17 protein-coding genes are annotated in these 21,050 nt (G+C 70.6%); 7 read left to right on the forward strand and 10 right to left on the reverse strand.

All coding sequences use genetic code 11. From position 1 onward, the window contains the following. The first annotated feature begins 11 nt into the window (after positions 1 to 11). Together ACIA8F_RS06495 and ACIA8F_RS06500 are read left to right on the forward strand one after the other, a co-directional pair. On the forward strand, positions 12 to 1,148 hold the full coding sequence (locus ACIA8F_RS06495; RefSeq protein ID WP_399377106.1) for a hypothetical protein: 1,137 nt from the start codon (positions 12 to 14) through the stop codon (positions 1,146 to 1,148). A gap of 4 nt (positions 1,149 to 1,152) precedes the next feature. After that, positions 1,153 to 2,142, forward strand: a complete 990-nt coding sequence (locus ACIA8F_RS06500) for a heme A synthase (RefSeq protein WP_399377107.1) — start codon at positions 1,153 to 1,155, stop codon at positions 2,140 to 2,142. A 23-nt stretch (positions 2,143 to 2,165) separates the two neighbouring features. Here the strand turns inward: ACIA8F_RS06500 and ACIA8F_RS06505 are convergent, their stop codons facing one another. From ACIA8F_RS06505 to ACIA8F_RS06515, 3 genes are all read right to left on the reverse strand, one after another. After that, complete coding sequence (locus ACIA8F_RS06505) at positions 2,166 to 3,275, reverse strand: amidohydrolase (protein ID WP_399377108.1); 1,110 nt, start codon at positions 3,273 to 3,275, stop codon at positions 2,166 to 2,168. 141 nt (positions 3,276 to 3,416) lie between these two features. Continuing rightward, entirely contained in the window at positions 3,417 to 3,767 is a 351-nt protein-coding gene (locus tag ACIA8F_RS06510; RefSeq protein WP_399377109.1) for a hypothetical protein, read from the reverse strand. Between the two features lie 84 nt (positions 3,768 to 3,851). Beyond that, the gene (locus tag ACIA8F_RS06515; protein WP_399377343.1) at positions 3,852 to 4,799 is read right to left on the reverse strand and encodes a heme o synthase; all 948 of its coding nucleotides are present in this window, start codon (positions 4,797 to 4,799) and stop codon (positions 3,852 to 3,854) included. Positions 4,800 to 5,068: 269 nt separating this feature from the next. Between ACIA8F_RS06515 and tkt the strand changes: the two genes are divergently transcribed. From tkt to pgl, 5 genes are all read left to right on the forward strand, one after another. After that, positions 5,069 to 7,156, forward strand: coding sequence for a transketolase (gene tkt, locus ACIA8F_RS06520; RefSeq protein WP_399377110.1), 2,088 nt, complete (start codon positions 5,069 to 5,071; stop codon positions 7,154 to 7,156). 35 nt (positions 7,157 to 7,191) lie between these two features. Further along, positions 7,192 to 8,310 (forward strand): transaldolase, encoded by a 1,119-nt coding sequence (gene tal, locus ACIA8F_RS06525; RefSeq protein ID WP_399377111.1) that lies wholly within the window; start codon positions 7,192 to 7,194, stop codon positions 8,308 to 8,310. Between the two features lie 5 nt (positions 8,311 to 8,315). After that, a complete protein-coding gene (gene zwf, locus ACIA8F_RS06530; RefSeq protein ID WP_328298002.1) occupies positions 8,316 to 9,845 on the forward strand; it encodes a glucose-6-phosphate dehydrogenase in 1,530 nt (509 codons plus the stop codon). Beyond that, positions 9,842 to 10,906 carry a glucose-6-phosphate dehydrogenase assembly protein OpcA gene (opcA, locus tag ACIA8F_RS06535; protein WP_399377112.1) on the forward strand — a complete coding sequence of 355 codons (1,065 nt, stop codon included), beginning with the start codon at positions 9,842 to 9,844 and terminating at the stop codon, positions 10,904 to 10,906. The genes zwf and opcA overlap by 4 nt, the downstream gene beginning before the upstream one ends. A 247-nt stretch (positions 10,907 to 11,153) precedes the next feature. Next, a complete protein-coding gene (gene pgl, locus ACIA8F_RS06540) occupies positions 11,154 to 11,936 on the forward strand; it encodes a 6-phosphogluconolactonase (RefSeq protein WP_399377113.1) in 783 nt (260 codons plus the stop codon). A gap of 78 nt (positions 11,937 to 12,014) precedes the next feature. Here pgl and pgi read toward each other — a convergent pair whose 3' ends face one another. The 7 genes from pgi to ACIA8F_RS06575 all read right to left on the reverse strand — a co-directional run bounded on the left by pgi (position 12,015) and on the right by ACIA8F_RS06575 (position 21,035). Then, a complete protein-coding gene (gene pgi, locus ACIA8F_RS06545; RefSeq protein ID WP_399377344.1) occupies positions 12,015 to 13,667 on the reverse strand; it encodes a glucose-6-phosphate isomerase in 1,653 nt (550 codons plus the stop codon). Positions 13,668 to 13,824: 157 nt separating this feature from the next. Continuing rightward, complete coding sequence (locus tag ACIA8F_RS06550) at positions 13,825 to 14,160, reverse strand: RNA polymerase-binding protein RbpA (protein WP_007263454.1); 336 nt, start codon at positions 14,158 to 14,160, stop codon at positions 13,825 to 13,827. 177 nt (positions 14,161 to 14,337) lie between these two features. Then, a complete protein-coding gene (gene secG, locus ACIA8F_RS06555) occupies positions 14,338 to 14,574 on the reverse strand; it encodes a preprotein translocase subunit SecG (protein ID WP_383955075.1) in 237 nt (78 codons plus the stop codon). 143 nt (positions 14,575 to 14,717) lie between these two features. Next, the gene (tpiA, locus tag ACIA8F_RS06560) at positions 14,718 to 15,506 is read right to left on the reverse strand and encodes a triose-phosphate isomerase (protein ID WP_399377114.1); all 789 of its coding nucleotides are present in this window, start codon (positions 15,504 to 15,506) and stop codon (positions 14,718 to 14,720) included. Between the two features lie 6 nt (positions 15,507 to 15,512). Next, positions 15,513 to 16,724, reverse strand: coding sequence for a phosphoglycerate kinase (locus tag ACIA8F_RS06565; RefSeq protein WP_399377115.1), 1,212 nt, complete (start codon positions 16,722 to 16,724; stop codon positions 15,513 to 15,515). A 140-nt stretch (positions 16,725 to 16,864) separates the two neighbouring features. Beyond that, positions 16,865 to 17,869 carry a type I glyceraldehyde-3-phosphate dehydrogenase gene (gene gap, locus ACIA8F_RS06570; protein WP_399377116.1) on the reverse strand — a complete coding sequence of 335 codons (1,005 nt, stop codon included), beginning with the start codon at positions 17,867 to 17,869 and terminating at the stop codon, positions 16,865 to 16,867. A 208-nt stretch (positions 17,870 to 18,077) separates the two neighbouring features. Continuing rightward, positions 18,078 to 21,035, reverse strand: a complete 2,958-nt coding sequence (locus tag ACIA8F_RS06575; protein ID WP_399377117.1) for a M14 family zinc carboxypeptidase — start codon at positions 21,033 to 21,035, stop codon at positions 18,078 to 18,080. Between the last annotated feature and the right edge of the window lie 15 nt (positions 21,036 to 21,050).

Below are 21,050 nucleotides of genomic sequence, written 5' to 3' on the forward strand. Positions count from 1 at the left end.
CGGGGGGCGGCATGGCGCAGCGGGAGGCCGTTCTGCGGCTGGACGAACAGTGGGCACGGATCCGGTCGGGCGCGGCGCACGCGCAGCCCGCGGAGGCCGAGGCCCTGCTGGCCGAACTGATCGGGGCCCTGCGCGAGCCGGCCCGCACCGACGCCGAGTGCGCGGCCCGGCTGGGTCTGCGCCTGGGCGACCTGGCGGCCCGCCGGTTCGCCGACGGGGACCGGGCCGGGGCCCTGGCCGCCATCGAGGAGGGGCTGCGGTCCTCGCAGCAGGCGGCCGGGCACGCAGCCGAGTACGCCCGCTGGTACGCCCGGGGGCTGATCAACCAGGGGGTCTGGCTGTCCTGGCCCCTCAGCGACGGGGAGCGGCTGCCGAAGCATCCGCTGGGCCCCGGTGCGGAGAGCGGCCCGAGCGCCATGGAGCGGGCCGCCGGAGAGCGGGCCCGGGACCTGACGCGCGGCGCCGTGGAGGTCTGGGCCTCTCTGGACCAGGAGGATCCGGTCAATCAGCGGGGCCTCGCGCAGGCGAAGGTGTTCCTCGGTGACCGGCTCGCCGAGCTGGGCCTGGCCGAGGAGTCCGTGGCCTGGGCGGTGGACGCGGAGGGCTCCTTCCGGCGGCTGCTGCTCGCCGATCCCGGCTCCGAGGAGTCACAGGAGGCCGAAGAGGCCCTGGACCACATCGGCCGCCAGCTCGAACTGCGGCTGCGCTTCCTGTCCTTCGCCTCCTTGTCCGGTCTGCGCACGCGCGGGCTGCTGCCCGAACGGCTGCTGCCCCAGGCCGTGGTGGCCGCCCGCATCCAGGGCGTGCCCGAGGCGGAGATCGCCGCCCGGCTGGGCCTGGAGGCCGACCAGGTCCACACGATGCTGGAGGTGACCCCCTGGGTCGCGGTGTGGCGCATCGAGGTCCGCGGCCCCGACGGGCTGTGGAACGTACGGTCACATCCCTGGCACAGCGGTGCAGAAGTGAGGAACAGGACGGCCGAGGAGGTAGGGGACGAATTGGCACGCGGCTTCGCGGCCTCGGCCGACTACCCGGGCGAGGGCGCGCATTGGCGGGTCCTCCTCTGGTGGCACGCGGAAGGCGACCCGGCCGGGGCCCGGTTCCGCGTGGGCTTCGGTCCCGACGGGGTGACCGCCACCCCCTCGTGAAAGTTTGCACAAGTGTCCGCGTACGATAAGCGCCGTGTTGACCCCACTCGCATATCTCGCCCGCCGCTGGACGCCGTCACCCCGGACCGTCCAGCGGGCCGCGTCCGCAGCGGTGCTCATGAGCGTCGTCATCGTCGTCACCGGCGGCGCGGTGCGGCTGACCGGATCCGGACTCGGCTGCGACACCTGGCCCAAGTGCACCGGCGACAGCCTGATCGTGACCCAGGAACAGGGCTTCCACGGCGCGATCGAATTCGGCAACCGCATGCTGACGTACGTGCTCTGCGCGGCCGTTGGCTGGGCGATCACCGCCGCCCGCTGCGCCACACCGTGGCGCCGCTCGCTGACCCGGCTCGGCTGGCTCCAGTTCGCCATCGTGATGGGCAACGCGGTCCTCGGCGGGATCACCGTGCTGACGGGTCTCAACCCCTACAGCGTGGCCGGGCACTTCATGCTCGCCACCTCGCTGATCACCGTGACCACGATCACCTGGCAGCGCACCCGCGAGGGTGACGGCCCGGCCCGGCCGCGCGTGCCCGCTCCGGTGCGCAAGCTCTCCTGGGCGCTGCTCGCGGCCACGGTCGTGCTGATCGCGGCGGGCACGGTGGTCACCGGTTCCGGCCCGCACGCCGGTGACAGCAGCGAGATCCGGCGGATGCCCTTCGACTGGTCCGGCACGGCCCACGTCCACGCGATCTCCGCCTGGGTGGTGTGCGCGCTCGCCGTCGCGATGTGGCTGGTGCTGCGCGTGGTCGACGCCCCCGCGGACACCCGGGCGCGCGCCCGCGACCTGCTGATCGTGCTGCTCGCCCAGGGCGGCATCGGCTACGTCCAGTACTTCACCGACGTCCCCGAGGCCCTCGTGGCGGCCCACATGCTCGGCTCCTGCCTGGTGTGGATCTCGGTGGTCCGGGTGGTGCTGAGCCTGCGCGAGCGTCCGTCCGAGCAGGCCGGGATCCCGGCGCAGGACGACGCCCGGCTCGCCGCGGTCTGACCCTCGCGACGCCCTGCGGGACGTCAGCCCCGTTCGTCCAGCCGGTAGACGCGGCGGGCATTGCCCGCCGCGACCATGGCCGCCACCCGTTCCGCGTCCCGCCAGGACCAGGAGCCGTCGGCGACCCAGCCGCCGAGCACCCGGCCCAGCGCCTCCCGGAACACCAGCGCGCCCACCGCGTGCAGTTCGGGCAGCTGCCGGCCGCCGCCGGAGAACATCAGCTTTCCGAAGGGCGCGGTCTCCAGGCACTCCGCCAGCACCGCGGCCGCCCGGGTTCCCGTGGACCCCAGGGCCGCGCCGAGGTCGGCGTGGACGTGCGGGAAGGCCGCCGCCAGTCCGGCGGCCTGCCGGTGGTGGGGGTACCCGCCGAGCAGCACCAGCCGCGCCCCCGGGCCCCCGGTCGCCCGCAGGAACCCGGTCAGCCGCTCCGGCGCCGCGGACCGCCCGCCCGTGTGCAGCTGGAGCGGCAGCCCCGAGGACACCGCGCTCCACGCCAGGTGCCGCAGCAGTACGGGGTCCCGCAGGGCCCCGCCCCGGGCACGCCCGGCCAGCCAGCGCCCGGCCGCGCCCCGCACCTCGCCCGGACCGGGCGGCTCGGGATCCGCTTCGAGGGCCGCCGCCCAGGAGCGGCCCCCCTCCCCGGCCCCGCAGGTGAAGGCCACGGCCCCGGCGGCGGCCCGGTGGACCGCCCCCGCGAGGTCGGCGAGGAAGGCGGCCACGGTCCCGGAGGTGTCCGCCGCCTGCTCGGCCAGCAGCTCCGGCCGTACCAGCTCGAAGGTCTCAGCCCCGCCCGTCAGGGCCAGTTCCTTGGGCCCGGTGAGGTCCCCGGGCACCCCGGTGTCGACGAGCCGGGCGCCGGCCCCGCAGCCGCGCAGCAGCCGGCGGGCCGACTCGGCGGCGCCGAGCTCGCGCCGCCGGGCGAGGTAGTGGACGGGGGTGCAGTGCGGTTCGAGCCCGAGCAGCGGCGGACACCAGCGGCGCACGGCGAAGCCGGTCTGGGTGTCGAAGAAGGTGGTGCCGGCGGCGGGCGGGCCGGCCGAGCGGATCAGCTGGGCCTCGAAGGTGGCGAGGCCGAGCTCCGTGCGGAGCACTCCCTGGCAGTACTGGTCCACCAGGGGCGGCGTTTCGATCATCCGGGCATCCCGTTGCGGACGTGAGGAAGGGGCTTCCACACGTCCTAACGGGTGAGCGGGGTGTGAGGTGTTGCTCGCGCTGTTGACCGAGCAGGTGACGCAGAAACGATCAAGCCAATGATCAAGCCAGGATCGACCGGGTCAGGCTGCCGGATTGGCGGTTCCTCCGAGCTGCATTCCGGCCATCCGGGACCACTCGTACGGCCCCGTCCGGACCCGTGCGGCGAATTCGCCGTCGAACTCCTCGTGGAGGGTCAGCCCGGCCTTCCCGGCCGCGAGCCGCGCGGTGTCGTACGCCGGGGCGACCAGGTCGCCCCACTCGCCGTCGGTGCCGACGAGGACGATCCGGGTGCCCGCCTGGCCGATGTGCGCGAGGTGGCCCTCGGCGCCGCCGTGCTGCTTGGCGAACGCGCCGATCTGCTTGGCCAGCTTCGCGGCACGGCGGTCCTGCTTCTTGTCCGCCGTGGTGGCGGTCTCCTCGGTGTCTGCCATGAACGGCATGCTACCGGCGAGTAGCGAACGGAGGAAGCATGCACCGGGAAAGCGTGCACGGACGAAGCAGGACCCGAGGAGGCATCAGCGGAGGAAGGGATCCACGGCGACGGCGACGAAGAGCAGCGACACGTAGGTGATCGACCAGTGGAACAGCCGCATCTCCTTGAGCTTCGCGCCCGTCACTCCCGACTTGGCGCGCGCGTTGAGACCGTGCGCCTCCCAGAGCCACCAGCCGCCGGCCACCAGGGCGACCGAGGTGTAGAACCAGCCGGTGTACCCCAGCGGGGTCAGCAGCAGCGAGACCGCCACCATCACCCAGCTGTAGAGCACGATCTGCTTGGCCACGGCCTTGTTGCCCGCCACGACCGGCAGCATCGGCACGCCGACCCGCGCGTAGTCGTCCTTCACCTTCATGGACAGCGGCCAGTAGTGCGGCGGCGTCCAGAAGAAGATGACGAGGAAGAGGATGACGGCGGCCCAGGAGACCTCGTTCTTCACGGCCGACCAGCCGATGAGCACCGGCATGCAGCCGGCGATGCCGCCCCAGACGATGTTCTGCGAGGTGCGCCGCTTCAACAGCATCGTGTAGACGACGACATAGAAGAGGAGGGCGCCGAGCGCGAGCGCGGCCGACAGCCAGTTGATCAGCAGCCCGAAGAACAGCGTGGACGCGATCCCGAGCGTGATGCCGAAGACCAGGCACTCGCGCGGGCTGACCATGCCGGTCACCAGCGGGCGTCCCGAGGTCCGGTCCATCAGCGCGTCGATGTCGCGGTCGATGTACATGTTCAGCGCGTTGGCGCCGCCCGCGGACAGGTAACCGCCGAAGCAAGTGGCGAGGACCAGCCACAGCGAAGGCACGCCCTGCTCGGCGAGGAACATCACCGGCACGGTCGTGATGAGCAGAAGCTCGATGATCCGTGGCTTGGTCAGTGCCACGAAAGCCATGGCCCGGGCCCCGAACGGCCGGTGACCGGGGCTCGTCCCGAGCACCCCCGCTGGACGGGATTCGACGGCCGTCACGCACACCCCTGACAGAGAATCCAGCAAGCTCCGACGTGAACCCGTTTAAACATGTAGGTCCCGTAAAGGCTTGCGCGTACCACGCCACTCTAGACGTAGCCATTGGCTCGTCCCGCGCGGGGGTCGCCCCGTGTTGGTCCGATCGGCGCTGAGACGTCACGCGCGGACCGCGGGTACTCGAATAGCTGCACGCTGTGGCGGGGGTAGGCTCGGAATCGCGCCGGTGCACCGTTCGTCACCGGGACTAGACATGTGGAGAGGAGCCCTGACCCACGGTGAGCACCAAGCCGACGACCACAGAGCTCGACTGGACCGAACTGGACCAGCGTGCTGTCGACACCGCCCGGATCCTGGCCGCCGATGCGGTCCAGAAGGTCGGTAACGGCCACCCCGGCACGGCGATGAGCCTGGCCCCCGCCGCGTACACCCTCTTCCAGAAGGTGATGCGGCACGACCCGGCGGACCCGGAGTGGGTCGGCCGCGACCGTTTCGTGCTCTCCGCGGGTCACTCCTCGCTGACCCTCTACACCCAGCTGTACCTCGGCGGGTTCGGCCTCGAACTGGACGACCTGAAGGCCTTCCGCACCTGGGGCTCGAAGACCCCGGGCCACCCGGAGTACGGCCACACCGCGGGCGTCGAGACCACCACCGGCCCGCTGGGCCAGGGCATCGCCAACGCGGTGGGCATGGCCATGGCCGCCCGCTACGAGCGCGGCCTGTTCGACCCCGAGGCCCCCGCGGGCGCCTCCCCGTTCGACCACATGATCTACGCGATCGCGGGCGACGGCTGCCTCCAGGAGGGCATCTCCCACGAGGCGTCGGCGCTGGCCGGCCACCAGAAGCTCGGCAACCTGGTGCTGCTGTGGGACGACAACCACATCTCCATCGAGGGCGACACCGAGACGGCCGTCTCCGAGGACACCCTCAAGCGCTACGAGGCGTACGGCTGGCACGTCCAGCGCGTCGCGCCCCAGGAGAGCGGCGACCTCGACCCGAAGGCGCTGTTCGCCGCGCTGCAGGCCGCCAAGGCCGAGACGGAGCGCCCCTCCTTCATCGCCGCCCGCTCGATCATCGCCTGGCCGGCCCCGCACGCCCAGGGCACCGAGGCCGCGCACGGCTCGGCCCTCGGCAACGACGAGGTCGCCGCCACCAAGCGCGTGCTCGGCTTCGACCCGGAGCAGACCTTCGAGGTCTCCGACGAGGTCATCGCACACACCCGCTCCCTCGGCGAGCGCGGCCGCGAGGCCCGCGCCGCGTGGGAGAAGGAGTTCTCCGCCTGGCGCACCGCCAACCCGGAGCGCGCCGCCGAGTTCGACCGCATCAACGCCAACGAGCTGCCCGCGGGCTGGGAGGACGAGCTCCCCGTCTTCGAGACCGGCAAGGGCGTCGCCACCCGCGCCGCCTCGGGCAAGGTCCTCGAAGCGCTCGGCGCGATCATCCCGGAGCTGTGGGGCGGCTCGGCCGACCTGGCCGGCTCCAACAACACCACCATCGACAAGAACTCCTCGTTCCTGCCGGTGGGCAACCCGCTGCCGGAGGCCGACCCGTACGGCCGCACCATCCACTTCGGCATCCGCGAGCACGCCATGGCCGCGGCCATGAACGGCATCGCCCTGCACGGCCACACCCGCATCTACGGCGGCACCTTCCTGGTGTTCTCCGACTACATGCGCAACGCCGTGCGCCTCTCCGCGCTGATGCACGTGCCCGTCACCTACGTGTGGACGCACGACTCCATCGGCCTCGGCGAGGACGGCCCGACCCACCAGCCGGTCGAGCACGTCGCCGCGCTGCGCGCCATCCCGGGCCTGAACGTGATCCGGCCGGCCGACGCGAACGAGACCGCCATCGCCTGGCGCGAGATCCTGCGCCGCCACACCAAGGTGTACGGCAAGGGCGCTCCGCACGGTCTGGCGCTGACCCGCCAGGGCGTGCCGACGTACGACCGCAACGAGGACGCCGCCAAGGGCGGGTACGTGCTCTTCGAGGCCGAAGGGGGCGAGGCCCAGGTCGTCCTCATCGGCACCGGCTCCGAGGTCCAGCTCGCCGTAGCGGCCCGCGAGGCGCTGCAGGCCGAGGGCGTCCCGGCGCGGGTCGTCTCGATGCCGTCCGTCGAGTGGTTCGAGGAGCAGTCCCAGGAGTACAAGGACAGCGTCCTGCCGCCCTCGGTCAAGGCGCGCGTCGCGGTCGAGGCCGGCATCGGCCTGACCTGGCACCGCTACGTCGGCGACGCCGGCCGCATCGTCTCGCTGGAGCACTTCGGTGCCTCGGCCGACGGCGCCGTCCTGTTCCGCGAGTTCGGCCTGACCGCCGAAGCCGTGACCGCCGCCGCGCACGAGTCGCTCGCCGCCGCCGCGCGCTGACGCCCGTACCCAGACCAGTAGGAGATGCAATTCCCATGACAGACGCACTGAAGCGCCTTTCCGACGAGGGCGTCGCGATCTGGCTGGACGACCTGTCCCGCAAGCGCATCACGTCCGGCAACCTGGCCGAGCTCATCGACCAGCAGCACGTGGTCGGTGTCACCACCAACCCGGCGATCTTCCAGAAGGCGATCAGCGGCGGCGAGGGGTACGAGCAGCAGCTCGCCGACCTGGCCGCCCGCAAGGTCACCGTCGAAGAGGCCATCCGCATGATCACGACGGCGGACGTGCGCGACGCCGCCGACATCCTGCGCCCGGTCTACGACTCGACCGAGGGCCAGGACGGCCGCGTCTCGATCGAGGTCGACCCCCGGCTGGCCCACAACACCCCGGCGACCATCGCCGAGGCCAAGCAGCTCGCGTGGCTGGTGGACCGTCCGAACACGCTGATCAAGATCCCGGCGACCAAGGCCGGCCTGCCGGCGATCACCGAGGTCATCGGCAAGGGGATCAGCGTCAACGTCACGCTGATCTTCTCGCTGGAGCGCTACCGCGAGGTCATGGACGCGTACCTGGCGGGCCTGGAGAAGGCGAAGGCCGCGGGCCTGGACCTCTCCAAGATCCACTCGGTCGCCTCCTTCTTCGTGTCCCGCGTGGACTCCGAGATCGACAAGCGCCTCGACTCCGTCGGCACGGACGAGGCCAAGGCCCTCAAGGGCAAGGCGGCGCTCGCGAACGCCCGTCTGGCCTACGAGGCCTACGAGGAGGTCTTCTCCGGCGAGCGCTGGGCGGCCCTGGACAAGGCGCACGCCAACAAGCAGCGTCCGCTCTGGGCCTCGACCGGCGTCAAGGACCCGGCGTACAAGGACACCCTGTACGTGGTGGACCTGGTCGCCCCCGGCACCGTGAACACCATGCCCGAGGGCACCCTGGAGGCCACCGCCGACCACGGCGAGGTCTCCGGCGACACCATCCGCGGCACTTACGACCAGTCGCGCGCCGAGCTCGCAGCAGTCGCGAAGCTGGGCATTTCGTACGACGATGTGGTGCAGCTGCTCGAAGAAGAGGGCGTCGAGAAGTTCGCGGTGTCCTGGAACGACCTGCTGAAGTCGACCGAGGCGGAGCTTGAGCGCCTCGCCCCCACGGAGGCCTGAACACTTTGTCTGTAAACGGAGCGAACCCGCTTCGTGACGCACAGGACCGGCGGCTCCCGCGCATCGCGGGGCCGTCCGGCCTGGTCATTTTCGGCGTTACGGGTGACCTGTCGCGCAAGAAGCTGATGCCTGCCGTCTACGACCTCGCCAACCGCGGACTGCTTCCGCCGGGCTTCTCCCTGATCGGCTTCGCCCGACGGGAGTGGCAGGACGAGGACTTCGCGCAGGAGGTTCACGACGCGGTCAAGCAGCACGCGCGCACTCCCTTCCGCGAAGAGGTCTGGCAGCAGCTGGTCCAGGGCTGCCGCTTCGTCCAGGGCGACTTCGACGACGACCAGGCGTTCGAGACGCTGAAGTCGACGATCGAGGAGCTGGACAAGGCGCAGGGCACCGGCGGCAACTTCGCCTTCTACCTGTCCGTCCCGCCGAAGTTCTTCCCCAAGGTCGTCGCCCAGCTCAAGAAGCACGGGCTGGCGGACCAGAAGGAGGGCTCCTGGCGGCGCGCCGTCATCGAGAAGCCGTTCGGGCACGACCTGACCAGTGCACAGGAGCTCAACCAGCTCGTGCACGACGTCTTCCCGCCCAACGAGGTCTTCCGGATCGACCACTACCTCGGCAAGGAGACCGTCCAGAACATCCTGGCGCTCCGCTTCGCCAACACGATGTTCGAGCCGATCTGGAACCGGTCGTACGTCGACCACGTGCAGATCACCATGGCCGAGGACATCGGCATCGGCGGCCGGGCCGGCTACTACGACGGCATCGGCGCGGCCCGCGACGTCATCCAGAACCACCTGCTCCAGCTGCTGGCGCTGACCGCGATGGAGGAGCCCGGCTCCTTCCACCCCAAGGCGCTGGTGGCCGAGAAGCTCAAGGTGCTGACCGCCGTGGAGCTGCCCGAGGACCTGGGCAAGCACACCGTGCGCGGCCAGTACTCGGCGGCCTGGCAGGGTGGCGAGAAGGTCGTCGGGTACCTCGAAGAGGACGGCATCGACCCCAAGTCGAAGACCGACACCTACGCGGCCATCCGCCTGGAGATCAACAACCGCCGCTGGGCGGGCGTCCCGTTCTACCTGCGGACGGGCAAGCGCCTGGGCCGCCGGGTGACCGAGATCGCGGTCGTCTTCAAGCGGGCCCCGTACCTCCCGTTCGAGTCGGGTGCGACCGAGGAGCTGGGGCAGAACGCCCTGGTCATCCGGGTCCAGCCGGACGAGGGCGTGACGGTGCGCTTCGGCTCCAAGGTTCCGGGAACCTCCATGGAGGTCCGGGACGTGACGATGGACTTCGCCTACGGCGAGTCCTTCACGGAGTCGAGCCCCGAGGCCTACGAGCGGCTGATCCTCGACGTGCTGCTGGGTGACGCGAACCTGTTCCCGCGCCACCAGGAGGTCGAGCTGTCCTGGAACATCCTCGACCCGATCGAGAAGTACTGGGACACGCACGGCAAGCCCGCGCAGTACCCGTCGGGCACCTGGGGGCCGGTCGAGGCGGACGAGATGCTCGCACGAGACGGACGGAGCTGGCGCCGGCCATGAAGATCGATCTCACGGAGACCAACTCCAGCAAGATCAATGCCGCGATGGTGCAGGCACGCCGGGACCTCGGCACGCCGGCCATCGGCATGGTCCTCACGCTGGTGATCGTGACCGACGAGGAGAACGCGTACGACGCGCTCAAGTCGGCCGGCGACGCGTCCCACGAGCACCCCTCGCGGATCATCGTCGTCATCAAGCGGGCCAGCCGCTCGCCGCGCAGCCGCCGCGACGCCCGTCTCGACGCGGAGATCCGCGTCGGGGCGGACTCCGGCAGCGGTGAAACGGTCGTGCTCCGCCTGCACGGCGAACTGGTCGACCACGCGCAGTCGGTGGTCCTCCCCCTGCTCCTCCCGGACGCGCCCGTCGTCGTCTGGTGGCCCGAGGGCGCTCCGCAGGACCTCGCGGGCGACCCCCTGGGGGCGCTCGGCCAGCGCAGGATCACGGACACGTACTCCGCCGAGACCCCCATCGAGGCCCTCGGCACCCGTGCCGAGGCGTACGCACCCGGGGACACGGACCTTTCCTGGACCCGGATCACCCCGTGGCGCTCCATGCTGGCGGCCGCACTGGACCAGCAGACCCACTCGGTGACCTCGGCCACCGTGGAGGGCGAGGACGACAACCCGAGCTGCGAGCTGCTGGCGATGTGGCTCGCGGACCGGCTCCAGGTCCCCGTCAAGCGCACCTCCTCGGCGGGCCCCGGGCTCACCGCGGTGCGCCTGGAGACCAAGGGCGGCGAGATCGTCCTGGACCGGGCCGACGGGGCGCTGGCCACGCTGTGCATGCCGGGGCAGCCCGACCGTGCGGTGGCGCTCAAGCGCCGCGACACGGCCGAGCTCCTGGCGGAGGAACTCCGCCGCCTGGACCCGGACAACACCTACGAGGCCTCGCTGAAGTTCGGCGTGGCCCGCCTGTCCTCCGCGGCCGCCCCGGCCCCCGCGAAGCCGGCCGCCGCCAAGGCGGAGACCCCGGCCAAGGCGGAGGCCCCGGTCAAGGCGGAGGCCCCGGCCTCCAAGCCGGCTCCGGCCAAGGCCCCGGCGAAGAAGGCCTCGGCGAAGTAGCACGCCCGGAGCCGCTGCGCGGGGCAGTCCCCTACCCGCCCTTCCGCCGTTCCCCGGGGCTCCGCCCCGGACCCCGCGCCTCACACGCCGGCGAGGCTGATCTTTCAGCCGTCCGGCGTTCGAGGACCGGGGTCCGGGGCGGAGCCCCGGTTCCGGGAAGGGGCGGGGTGGGGGAAGCTCCGCGCAGCGGCGACCGGACCCGCACCCGAACGACCCCGAACTACCGACAAGGCGGCAGCACATGGGTATGACGACTCCCCAGGTCGTCGTCCACCGGGACAAGGAGCTGATGGCCCAGGCCGCGGCCGCCCGGCTGATCACGAAGATCGTGGACGCACAGGCGGCCCGCGGCACCGCGTCGGTGGTCCTCACCGGCGGCCGCAACGGCAACGGCCTGCTCGCCGCACTGGCCGCGGCCCCGGCCCGGGACGCCGTCGACTGGTCGCGGATCGACCTGTGGTGGGGCGACGAGCGCTACGTGCCCGCCGACGACCCCGAGCGCAACCACGTACAGGCCCGTGAGGCCCTGCTGGACGCCGTCGCGGTGGACCCCGCGCGGGTCCACGCCATGCCCGCCTCCGACGGCCCGTACGGGGCCGACGTGGACGCGGCGGCCGCCTCGTACGCGGCGGAGCTGCGCGCGGCCTCCGGCCCCGAGGACCACGGCCCGGTGCCCCGCTTCGACGTCCTGATGCTGGGCGTCGGCCCGGACACCCACGTGGCCTCGCTGTTCCCGGAGCACCCGGCGTCCCGCGAGAACGAGCGCACGGTGGTCGGCGTGCACGGTGCGCCGAAGCCGCCTCCGACCCGCATCTCGCTCACCCTCCCGGCGATCCGCGCGGCCCGCGAGGTCTGGCTGCTGGCGGCCGGCGAGGACAAGGCCGGCGCGGTGGCCATCGCGCTGGGCGGCGCGGGCGGGGTCCAGGCCCCGGCGGCCGAGGCCCGCGGCAGCTCCCGCACCCTGTGGCTCCTCGACCGCGCGGCGGCCGCGAAGCTGCCCACCGACATGTACCCCCCGGCCACCGCCTGATCCCGTACCCGGCCGCACGCGAAGGGGCCCGCTCTCCGGTCGGAGAGCGGGCCCCTTCGCGCATCCCGGACCGGACGGTCAGCGACCCCGCAGCGAGCGGTACGCCGCCACCAGCGCCCGCGTGGAGGCGTCCAGGCCGGGCACCTCCTCGCCCTCGGTGAGCGCGGGCTCGATCCGCTTGGCCAGGACCTTGCCGAGCTCCACGCCCCACTGGTCGAAGGAGTCGATGTTCCACACCGCGCCCTGGACGAACACCTTGTGCTCGTAGAGCGCGATCAGCTGGCCGAGGACCGCCGGGGTGAGCTCGGTCGCCAGGATCGTGGTCGTCGGGTGGTTGCCCGCGAAGGTCTTGTGCGGGACCAGCGGTTCGGCGACGCCCTCCGCCCGGACCTCCTCGGCGGTCTTGCCGAAGGCCAGCGCCTGCGTCTGGGCGAAGAAGTTCGCCATCAGCAGGTCGTGCTGGGCCGCCAGCGCGGGCGGCAGTTCGCCGACCGGCCGGGCGAAGCCGATGAAGTCCGCCGGGATCACCTTGGTGCCCTGGTGGATCAACTGGTAGTAGGCGTGCTGGCCGTTGGTGCCGGGCGTGCCCCACACCACCGGCCCGGTCTGCCAGTCCACCGGGTTGCCCTCGCGGTCCACGGACTTGCCGTTGGACTCCATGTCCAGCTGCTGCAAGTAGGCGGTGAAGCGGGAGAGGTAGTGGCTGTACGGGAGCACCGCGTGCGACTGCGCGTCGAAGAAGGCCCCGTACCAGATCCCCAACAGGCCCAGCAGCAGCGGGGCGTTCTCCTCGGGGGGCGCCGTGCGGAAGTGCTCGTCCATGGCGTGGAACCCGCCGAGCATCTCCCGGAACGCGTCCGGACCGATCGCGATCATCAGGGAGAGCCCGATCGCGGAGTCGAAGGAGTAGCGTCCGCCGACCCAGTCCCAGAACTCGAACATGTTGGCCGTGTCGATGCCGAAGGCGGAGACCTTCTCCTCGTTGGTGGAGAGCGCCACGAAGTGCCGTGCCACGGCCGCCTCGTCGCCGCCGACGCCCGCGAGCAGCCACTCCCGCGCCGAGGTGGCGTTGGTGATGGTCTCGATCGTCGTGAAGGTCTTCGACGCGATGATGAACAGCGTCTCGGCCGGATCCAGGTCCCGTACGGCCTCGTGCAGGTCGGCGCCGTCCACGTTGGACACGAAACGGACCGTCAGGCCGCGGTCCGAGAAGGCGCGCAGCGCCTCGTACGCCATCGCCGGACCGAGGTCGGAGCCGCCGATGCCCACGTTGACGACGTTCTTGATGCGCTTGCCGGTGGAGCCGGTCCACTCCCCCGTCCGGACCCGGTCGGCGAACGCCGCCATCTTGTCGAGGACGGCATGGACGCCGGGTACGACGTTCTCCCCGTCCACGTCGACGACCGCGTCGGCCGGTGCGCGCAGCGCGGTGTGCAGGACCGCCCGGTCCTCGGTCGTGTTGATCTTCTCGCCGCGGAACATGGCCTCGCGGAGTCCGGCCACGCCGGTCGCCGCGGCCAGTTCGCGCAGCAGTGTCAGCGTCTCGTCGTTGACGAGGTGCTTCGAGTAGTCGATGTGCAGGTCTGCGACCCGCAGGGTGTAACCGGTGCCCCGGTCCGGATCCGCCTCGAACAGCTCCCGCAGATGCGTCTGCCCCAGCGCTTCCCGGTGCTTGCCGAGTGCGGCCCACTCGGGCGTCCGGTTGAGCCTCGTACGGCTGTCTGCGTTCATCTCGGACATCAACCCACTTCCTGTCCTGTCGTGCCCCGCCGGTTCCAACCTAAGGGATGGGAAGGGGCACAACCGACACAAAAGCGGCCCGGCCCGCAGGAGAGAAGTCTCCTGCGGGCCGGGCCCTGTGCCATGTCGGCCGTTCGGTGGGAACGCGTCAGATCTCGCCGCGCAGTTTGGCGAGCGCCTCGGCGAGGATCGCTTCGCCGTCGGCGTCGGTCCGCCGCTCCCGCACGTAGGCCAGGTGCGTCTTGTACGGCTCGGTGCGCGGCGGCGCGGGCGGGTTGTCCCGGTCCTGGCCGGCCGGGAACCCGCAGCGCGGGCAGTCCCAGGTGTCCGGCACCTGCGCGTCGCTGGCGAAGCTCGGCTGCGTCTCGTGCCCGTTCGAGCACCAGAAGGAGATGCGCAGGCGGGGCGCGGACTCGCCGCGCTCGGCCTCACCCATCGGCCCCGCTCCGACCCGACTACCACGGATCGCGTTGCCACTTGCCACGGTCGTAACTCCCTGCGTGATGGTGCCGCGAAGCGTGAGTGGATTCCGTCGCGGGCGCCCAAGTCTACGTAAGGCGGGGCGTCCGTCCAGGAATGGAGTTACCCATTCCAGACAAGAACGCCGGACCTCATGATAGGCCGGGGGGAGCCGACCGGACCGGCGGAATGGCCAGAACGGTTAGCTGTTGGCCTTCATGAGCAGACCGAGTGCGACGATGCACGCGAACCAGAGCAGACCGATCACCACGGTGATGCGGTCCAGGTTGCGCTCCGCGACCGAGGAGCCGCCGACCGACGACTGCATACCGCCGCCGAACATGTCGGAAAGACCGCCGCCCTTGCCCTTGTGCATCAGCACGAGCAGCATCAGCAGGGCGCTGAAGACGACCAAGGCGATCTCGAACCCCAAAATCACGGCTGATTCCTACTTTCCTGGCTTACTGGCTTTCCGGCGTTCCCGCAGTGCCGATTACGAGCACGGGGGCCAGCAGCTCGTCCAGCCTGCTGGCCCCCGCAAGGGTACGACGGATCCGCCCTACCGCATACTCACGATGACCGTCACTGGTCGCGGAAACGGACGATCTTGACGAACTCGTCCGCGTCCAGCGCCGCGCCGCCGATCAGGGCGCCGTCGACATCGGGCTGGGCCATGATCGCGGCGATGTTGCCGGACTTGACCGAGCCGCCGTACTGGATGCGGACCTTGTCGGCCAGCTCCTGCGAGTAGAGCTCCGCGAGACGGCCGCGGATGGCACCGCAGACCTCCTGCGCGTCGTCGGGGGTGGCGACCTCGCCGGTGCCGATCGCCCAGACGGGCTCGTACGCGATCACGATGGACTCGACCTGCTCGGCCGGGACGTCCTTGAGGCCGCCGTCGAGCTGCTTCAGCGTGTACTCGACCTGCTGGCCGGCCTTACGGATGTCCAGGCCCTCACCGACGCACAGGATCGGGGTGATCCCGTGCTTGTAGGCGGCCTTGACCTTGGCGTTGCAGATCTCGTCGCTCTCGCCGTGGTACTGGCGGCGCTCGCTGTGGCCGACGGCCACGAAGGTGCACTTCAGCTTCGAGAGCATCGGGCCGGAGATCTCGCCGGTGTAGGCGCCGGAGTCGTGGGCCGAGATGTCCTGGGCACCGTACTTGATCTTCAGCTTGTCGCCGTCGACCAGGGTCTGGACCGAACGCAGGTCGACGAAGGGCGGCAGGACCGCGACCTCGACGAAGTCGTAGTCCTTGTCGGCCAGCGCGAAGGCGAGCTTCTGGACGTGGGCGATGGCCTCGAGGTGGTTGAGGTTCATCTTCCAGTTGCCCGCCATCAGCGGGGTACGGCCGGCGGTGTTCTCAGTCATCAGGGTTCAGACCTCCAGAGCGGCGAGGCCGGGGAGCGTCTTGCCCTCGAGGTACTCGAGGGAGGCGCCGCCACCGGTCGAAATGTGGCCGAAAGCGTTCTCGTCGAAGCCGAGCGTGCGGACGGCCGCGGCCGAGTCGCCACCGCCGACGACGGTGAAGGCGCTGCTGTCGACGAGGGCCTGCGCGATGGCGCTGGTGCCGCCGGCGTAGTCGGGGTGCTCGAAGACGCCCACGGGACCGTTCCAGAACACGGTCTCGGCGTCGGCGATCTTCGAGGCGTACAGCTCGCGGGTCTTGGGACCGATGTCCAGACCCTCCTGGTCGGCGGGGATCTTGTCCGCGTCGACCACGATGAAGTCGGCCGGGGCCTTGGTCTTCAGGTCCGGGAAGTCCGTGGAGGCGAGGATGTCGACCGGGAGGACCAGCTCGACGCCGTTCTTCGCGGCGCGCTCCATGTACTCCTTGACGACGTCCACCTGGTCCTTCTGGAGCAGGGAGATGCCGACCTCGTAGCCCTTGGCGTAGAGGAACGTGTACGCCATGCCGCCGCCGATGAGGATGCGGTCGGCCTTGCCGAGCAGCTGGTCGATGACGGCCAGCTTGTCGGAGACCTTGGCGCCGCCGAGGATGACCACGTACGGGCGCTTGACCTCGTCGGTCAGCTTCTTCAGGACGCCGACCTCGGTGGCGATGAGGTAGCCGGCCGCGTGCGGGAGGCGCGCGGGGAGGTCGAAGACCGAGGCGTGCTTGCGGTGGACAGCGCCGAAGCCGTCGCCGACGTAGATGTCGGCCAGCTCGGCGAGCTGGTCCGCGAAGGCGCCGCGCTCGGCGTCGTCCTTGGCGGTCTCACCGGCGTTGAAGCGCAGGTTCTCGATGACGGCGACCTTGCCGTCGGTGAGGGCCGCGACGGTCTCCTTGGCGGAGGCGCCGACGGTGTCGGTGGCGAACGCGACGTCCGTACCGAGCAGCTCGCCGAGGCGGGCGGCGGCGGGCGCCAGCGAGAAGGCCGGGTCCGGGGCGCCCTTGGGGCGGCCCAGGTGCGAAGCCACGACCACGCGGGCGCCGGCCTCGGCGAGCTTCGCGATGGTGGGCTGAACGGCGCGGATGCGGCCGTCGTCGGTGATCTCACCGTTCGAGAGCGGCACGTTGAGGTCGGCGCGTACGAAGACACGCTTGCCGGCAACGCCCTCGGCGAGAAGTTCGTCGATCGTCTTCATGCTGTTTTCTACTCCTTTTCCCAGCCCAGGACTTTACCCGTGCGGGGTGAGAGGGGTACGAGGCAAGCAACAGGGCCCGTACAGCGCTTCATCGCGCTGCCCGAGCCCCGGTGCTCACATCGTGGTGCCTGCCTTGGTGCTTAGAGCTGACCGCCGACGAACACGGTCAGGTCGACGAGGCGGTTGGAGTAGCCCCACTCGTTGTCGTACCAGCCGATGACCTTGACGCTCTTGCCCTGGACCATGGTCAGGGAGGAGTCGAAGGTGCAGGAGAACGGCCAGTTCACGATGTCGGAAGAGACGATCGCGTCCTCGGTGTAGTCCAGGATGCCCTTGAGCTGGCCCTGCGAGGCCTTCTGGAAGGCCGAGTTGACCTCGTCCTTGGTGACTTCGCGCTCGAGCTCGATGACGAGGTCGGTCACGGAACCGGTGGGGACCGGGACGCGCATCGCGATGCCGTCGAGCTTGCCCGCCAGCTCCGGGATGACCAGCGCGGTGGCCTTGGCGGCACCGGTGGTGGTCGGGATGATGTTCTCGGCGGCCGCGCGCGCCCGGCGCAGGTCCGAGTGCGGGAAGTCCAGGATCCGCTGGTCGTTCGTGTACGCGTGGACCGTCGTCATCATGCCCTTGACGATGCCGAAGTTCTCGAGGAGGACCTTGGCCATCGGCGCCACGCAGTTGGTGGTGCAGGAGGCGTTGGAGATGACGTGGTGGTTGGCCGCGTCGTACTTCTCCTGGTTGACGCCCATCACGATCGTGATGTCCTCGTCCTTGGCCGGAGCCGAGATGAGGACCTTCTTCGCACCGGCCGCGATGTGCTTGGCGGCGTCGGCCTTCTTGGTGAAGATGCCGGTCGACTCGATGACGATGTCGGCGCCCAGCTCGCCCCAGGGGAGGTTCGCGGGGTCGCGCTCGGCGAAGGTCTTGAAGGTGTTGCCGCCGACGGTGATGGTGTCGTCGGTGTGGCTGACCTCGGCCTTGAGACGGCCCAGGATCGTGTCGTACTTGAGGAGGTGAACCAGGGTTGCGTTGTCAGTCAGGTCGTTGACACCGACGATCTCGATGTCCGCTCCCTGCTCCAGGAGCGCCCGGAAGTAGTTGCGGCCAATTCGGCCAAAACCATTGATGCCTACGCGGATCGTCACGAACCGATCTCCTCGTTGGTGCGCCGGCCTGTCCGCCAGCGAGCTGTATGGGATGTCCCCGACCGCTTACGACACTACCTCTCCGTGAGCTTCGGAGTGACATCGACCATCGTCTGACACGCCCCGAAGCCCCGCACTCCAGGACGAGTACGGGACCTCGGGGACTTTGTGCCCGGTCACTCACGGTGAGCGCGACCGGGGCCTCTGATCAGTGGTTCAGGGAGCGGAGGGCCTTACCGACGAGTACGGCGCGGTCGGCCGCGGCCGGCACGTGCTCCAGGCCGAAACCGAGGAGCACGGTGTCACGCGTAGTGACGGCGGCGTAGGACTTGAACAGCTCGCCCGACCGGGACCAATCGCCCGGAACATCGGGGCTTCCGGCAGGTGCGCCCTGGGCGCTCCAGACACCGAGCGAGGTCTCGAATCCCTCGGCCGCCTGGTCGGTGCCGCCGGTCGAGACGCGGGCCTCGTCGGCGAAGACTCCGCGGCCGCCCGAGCCCGGGTCGGTGATGTAGGAGAGCGAGACCTCCACGGTCCTGCCCGCGTAGGCGCTCAGGTCGAAGGAGACCTGCTGCCAGCCGTTGGAGGATCCGGTGAAGGAGTTCCACTGGCCGCTGGTGCCCGCGGGGGTGCAGCCGCCGGCGTCAAGGGTGAGGTAGCGGCGCAGGAACGGGTGGTCGTTGACGAAGAAACCGGCCCCGCACTCCTCCGGAACGGTGGTGGTGGTCAGGCCGCCCAGCTCGGGCAGCGTGGTCCAGTCGTCGCCGCCCGCGGTACGGGACTCCAGGACCGCGTGGTCGTAGCCCTCCTCGGTGTTCCAGTTCAGCGCCATCTTGAGCTTCGGCTGGTCGGCCGCGGTGACCTGGGTGAGGTCGATGGTGCGGGTGAGGCGCTTCCAGTCGTCGTCGTCGTGCGTGGCCGAGGCCATCGAGGCGCCGGCGTAAGGGGCGTACGGATTCACCACTCCGGCGTACTGGCCCGCCTGCGCGCTCTTGAACTGCGGGAACTGCGCCGCGGGCAGGGTGTCGGAGGTGACCGTGTAGGAGCCGGGGCGGTCGAGCGGGTTGCCCGTGGCGTCGCCGAGGGCGCCCTTGGCCCCGGTCAGGGAGCCCGCACCGGTGAAGCCGGTGGGACCGGTGACCGCGGCGCGGCCGTAGGCGCCGAGGAAGTACTGGCTGAAGTCGTTGGTGACGGCGCGGCCGACCTGGGCGTTGCCGCCCGCCAGCTCGCCGGCCTCGATCAGCTTGCCGCCCTCATTGAGGAAGTCGCGTACCGCCAGCTGGGTGTCGCCGCCCGGAGACTTGGCCCCGGTGTAGTGCACGGCCGTACGGAAGTGGGAGAGGACTCCGAGGTGGTGCGGGGCGCCCTGGACGGCCACGTCCCAGACGGCCGCGCTCTTGCCGTTGGCCTTCAGGGCGTCCACGTACTCCTGCGCGTGCTGCGCGGGGGCGCCCTCCTCGGCGATCACCAGCACGTCGGCGCGCGGCCGTGCGGCCACCGTGTACGTGAAGTGCTCGCTGGAGACCTGCTTGCCGCGGTCGCGGCCGGTGAACCAGACCTCGACCTTGTCGCCGGGCTTGGCGCCCTCGACCTCGGCCCGGTACTCGTCGAACCAGTTGTTGTCGTCGCCGCCGTAGACCTCGCCGCCCTTCCAGGCCTTGAGGTCCTCGTCGTGGGTGCGTCCCCCGTTGATCCGGTAGTTCAGCTCCTTGTCCTTCAGCGCCTTGCGGGCCGTGACGGAGACCTTCTGGTCCTCGCCGCGGGCCGCGTAGGAGGTGGTGAAGGGGTCCAGGGTGAAGTCCGCGGCCTTCAGGCCCAGGGAGGACTTCGGCTGGTCCGGGTGCTCGGCGCTCTCGGCCACGGAGAGCGCGAAGGGGACGTTCTTGGCGAACTCGGCCTGGATGAGCTTCTCGTCGTCCGGGAAGTTGAAGCCGGAGGCGCAGTCCTCGGGCTTCCACTGGTCGGCCGGGTCGCTCGCGGAGGCCGTCTGGCAGGTGGTCATCTCCGGCGTGAACATCATGATGCCGTTGGCGTTGGCCGCCTGGCTGTCCGCTTCGCCGTTGGTGGTGTAGAGCTCCGAGGAGACCTGCGGGTAGTAGCCGGGCACGGCCGGGTTCTCCGGGGTGCCGGCGAGGGCCTTGTAGGCGATGTCGTCGGGGGTGGGGGTGGCCACCTGCCAGCCCACGCCGTAGAGCAGCAGCTCGGCGGCCGAGTGGTAGTTGACCGCGTACTGGAAGCCGATGCGCTTCTGGAACTTGTCCAGGGCCACGGTCTCGGGCTCGGAGGCGGCCTTCGCCCCGCGGTAGGTCTCGCTCGACTGATTGGGTGAGGAGCCCTCGTTGTCGTAGCCCCACTTGTAGGCGAAGTTGCGGTTGAGGTCGACGCCGTCGACCGCGGTGATCTTGCCGTCGCCGTTGTTGTCGTGCAGGTTCTTGCGCCACAGCCGCTGGCCGTCGGGGGCGAAGGTGTAGTCGTAGCCGTCGGGGTTGGCGGAGAGCAGGAACCACAGCTCGGTGGAGTCCACCAGCTTGGTGATCCGCGGGTCCTTGCCGTAGTTGTCGAGGGTGTGGTGCATCAGCCGCCGGGTCATCTCGGGGGTGATCCACTCACGGGCGTGCTGGTTCGACATGAACAGGGTGGAGGGCTTGTCGCCGTCCCTGGTCTTCTTGGCGTTCTTGCTGACCTTCAGGGCGAGGATGTCCTTGCCCTGGACGGTCTTGCCGATGGAGACGACCTTGGTGAGGCCGGGGTTCTCCTGGGCGGTGCGCAGGATCTCCTCCTGGAGCCCGCCCTTGCCGCTGTACGGGCGGAAGACCCCGTCGCCGGCCGCGAGCGTGCGCGCCGCGGCCTTGGCCGCGACCTTGCGTTCGGCGAGCTTGATCCCCTGGGCCGCCAGGTCCTTGGCCTGACCGCCGGTGAGGAAGAGCTCCACCTTGGCGGTCCCGGTCTCCGGGGCGCGTTCGGAGAGCTCGTGCGCGTCCTGGCCGGCCGCCAGGACCAGCGGGACCTGCTCCTTGGTGATGTCGGCGTCGTAGACCCGTACCTCGTCGGCGGCGGACCGGTCCGCCGCACCGGGCTGGGCCTGGGCCGCCGCGGGTAGTGCGGCCAGTGTGGTGCCGAAGACGAGTGCGCTTGCGGCGAGGATCGATCTCGCGCGGTGCCTCATGTGCCCCCCTGGGCG

Source organism: Streptomyces sp. NPDC051563, assembly GCF_044454225.1.
Classification (GTDB): Bacteria; Actinomycetota; Actinomycetes; order Streptomycetales; family Streptomycetaceae; genus Streptomyces.

Coding starts and splice junctions, on each gene's coding strand:
- tpiA (WP_399377114.1), bottom strand. CDS start 15,506: ATGACTGAGAACACCGCCGGCCGTACCCCGCTGATGGCGGGCAACTGG.
- ACIA8F_RS06565 (WP_399377115.1), bottom strand. CDS start 16,724: ATGAAGACGATCGACGAACTTCTCGCCGAGGGCGTTGCCGGCAAGCGT.
- ACIA8F_RS06505 (WP_399377108.1), bottom strand. CDS start 3,275: ATGATCGAAACGCCGCCCCTGGTGGACCAGTACTGCCAGGGAGTGCTC.
- opcA (WP_399377112.1), top strand. CDS start 9,842: ATGAAGATCGATCTCACGGAGACCAACTCCAGCAAGATCAATGCCGCG.
- ACIA8F_RS06495 (WP_399377106.1), top strand. CDS start 12: ATGGCGCAGCGGGAGGCCGTTCTGCGGCTGGACGAACAGTGGGCACGG.
- ACIA8F_RS06510 (WP_399377109.1), bottom strand. CDS start 3,767: ATGGCAGACACCGAGGAGACCGCCACCACGGCGGACAAGAAGCAGGAC.
- ACIA8F_RS06575 (WP_399377117.1), bottom strand. CDS start 21,035: ATGAGGCACCGCGCGAGATCGATCCTCGCCGCAAGCGCACTCGTCTTC.
- pgl (WP_399377113.1), top strand. CDS start 11,154: ATGACGACTCCCCAGGTCGTCGTCCACCGGGACAAGGAGCTGATGGCC.
- tal (WP_399377111.1), top strand. CDS start 7,192: ATGACAGACGCACTGAAGCGCCTTTCCGACGAGGGCGTCGCGATCTGG.
- pgi (WP_399377344.1), bottom strand. CDS start 13,667: ATGAACGCAGACAGCCGTACGAGGCTCAACCGGACGCCCGAGTGGGCC.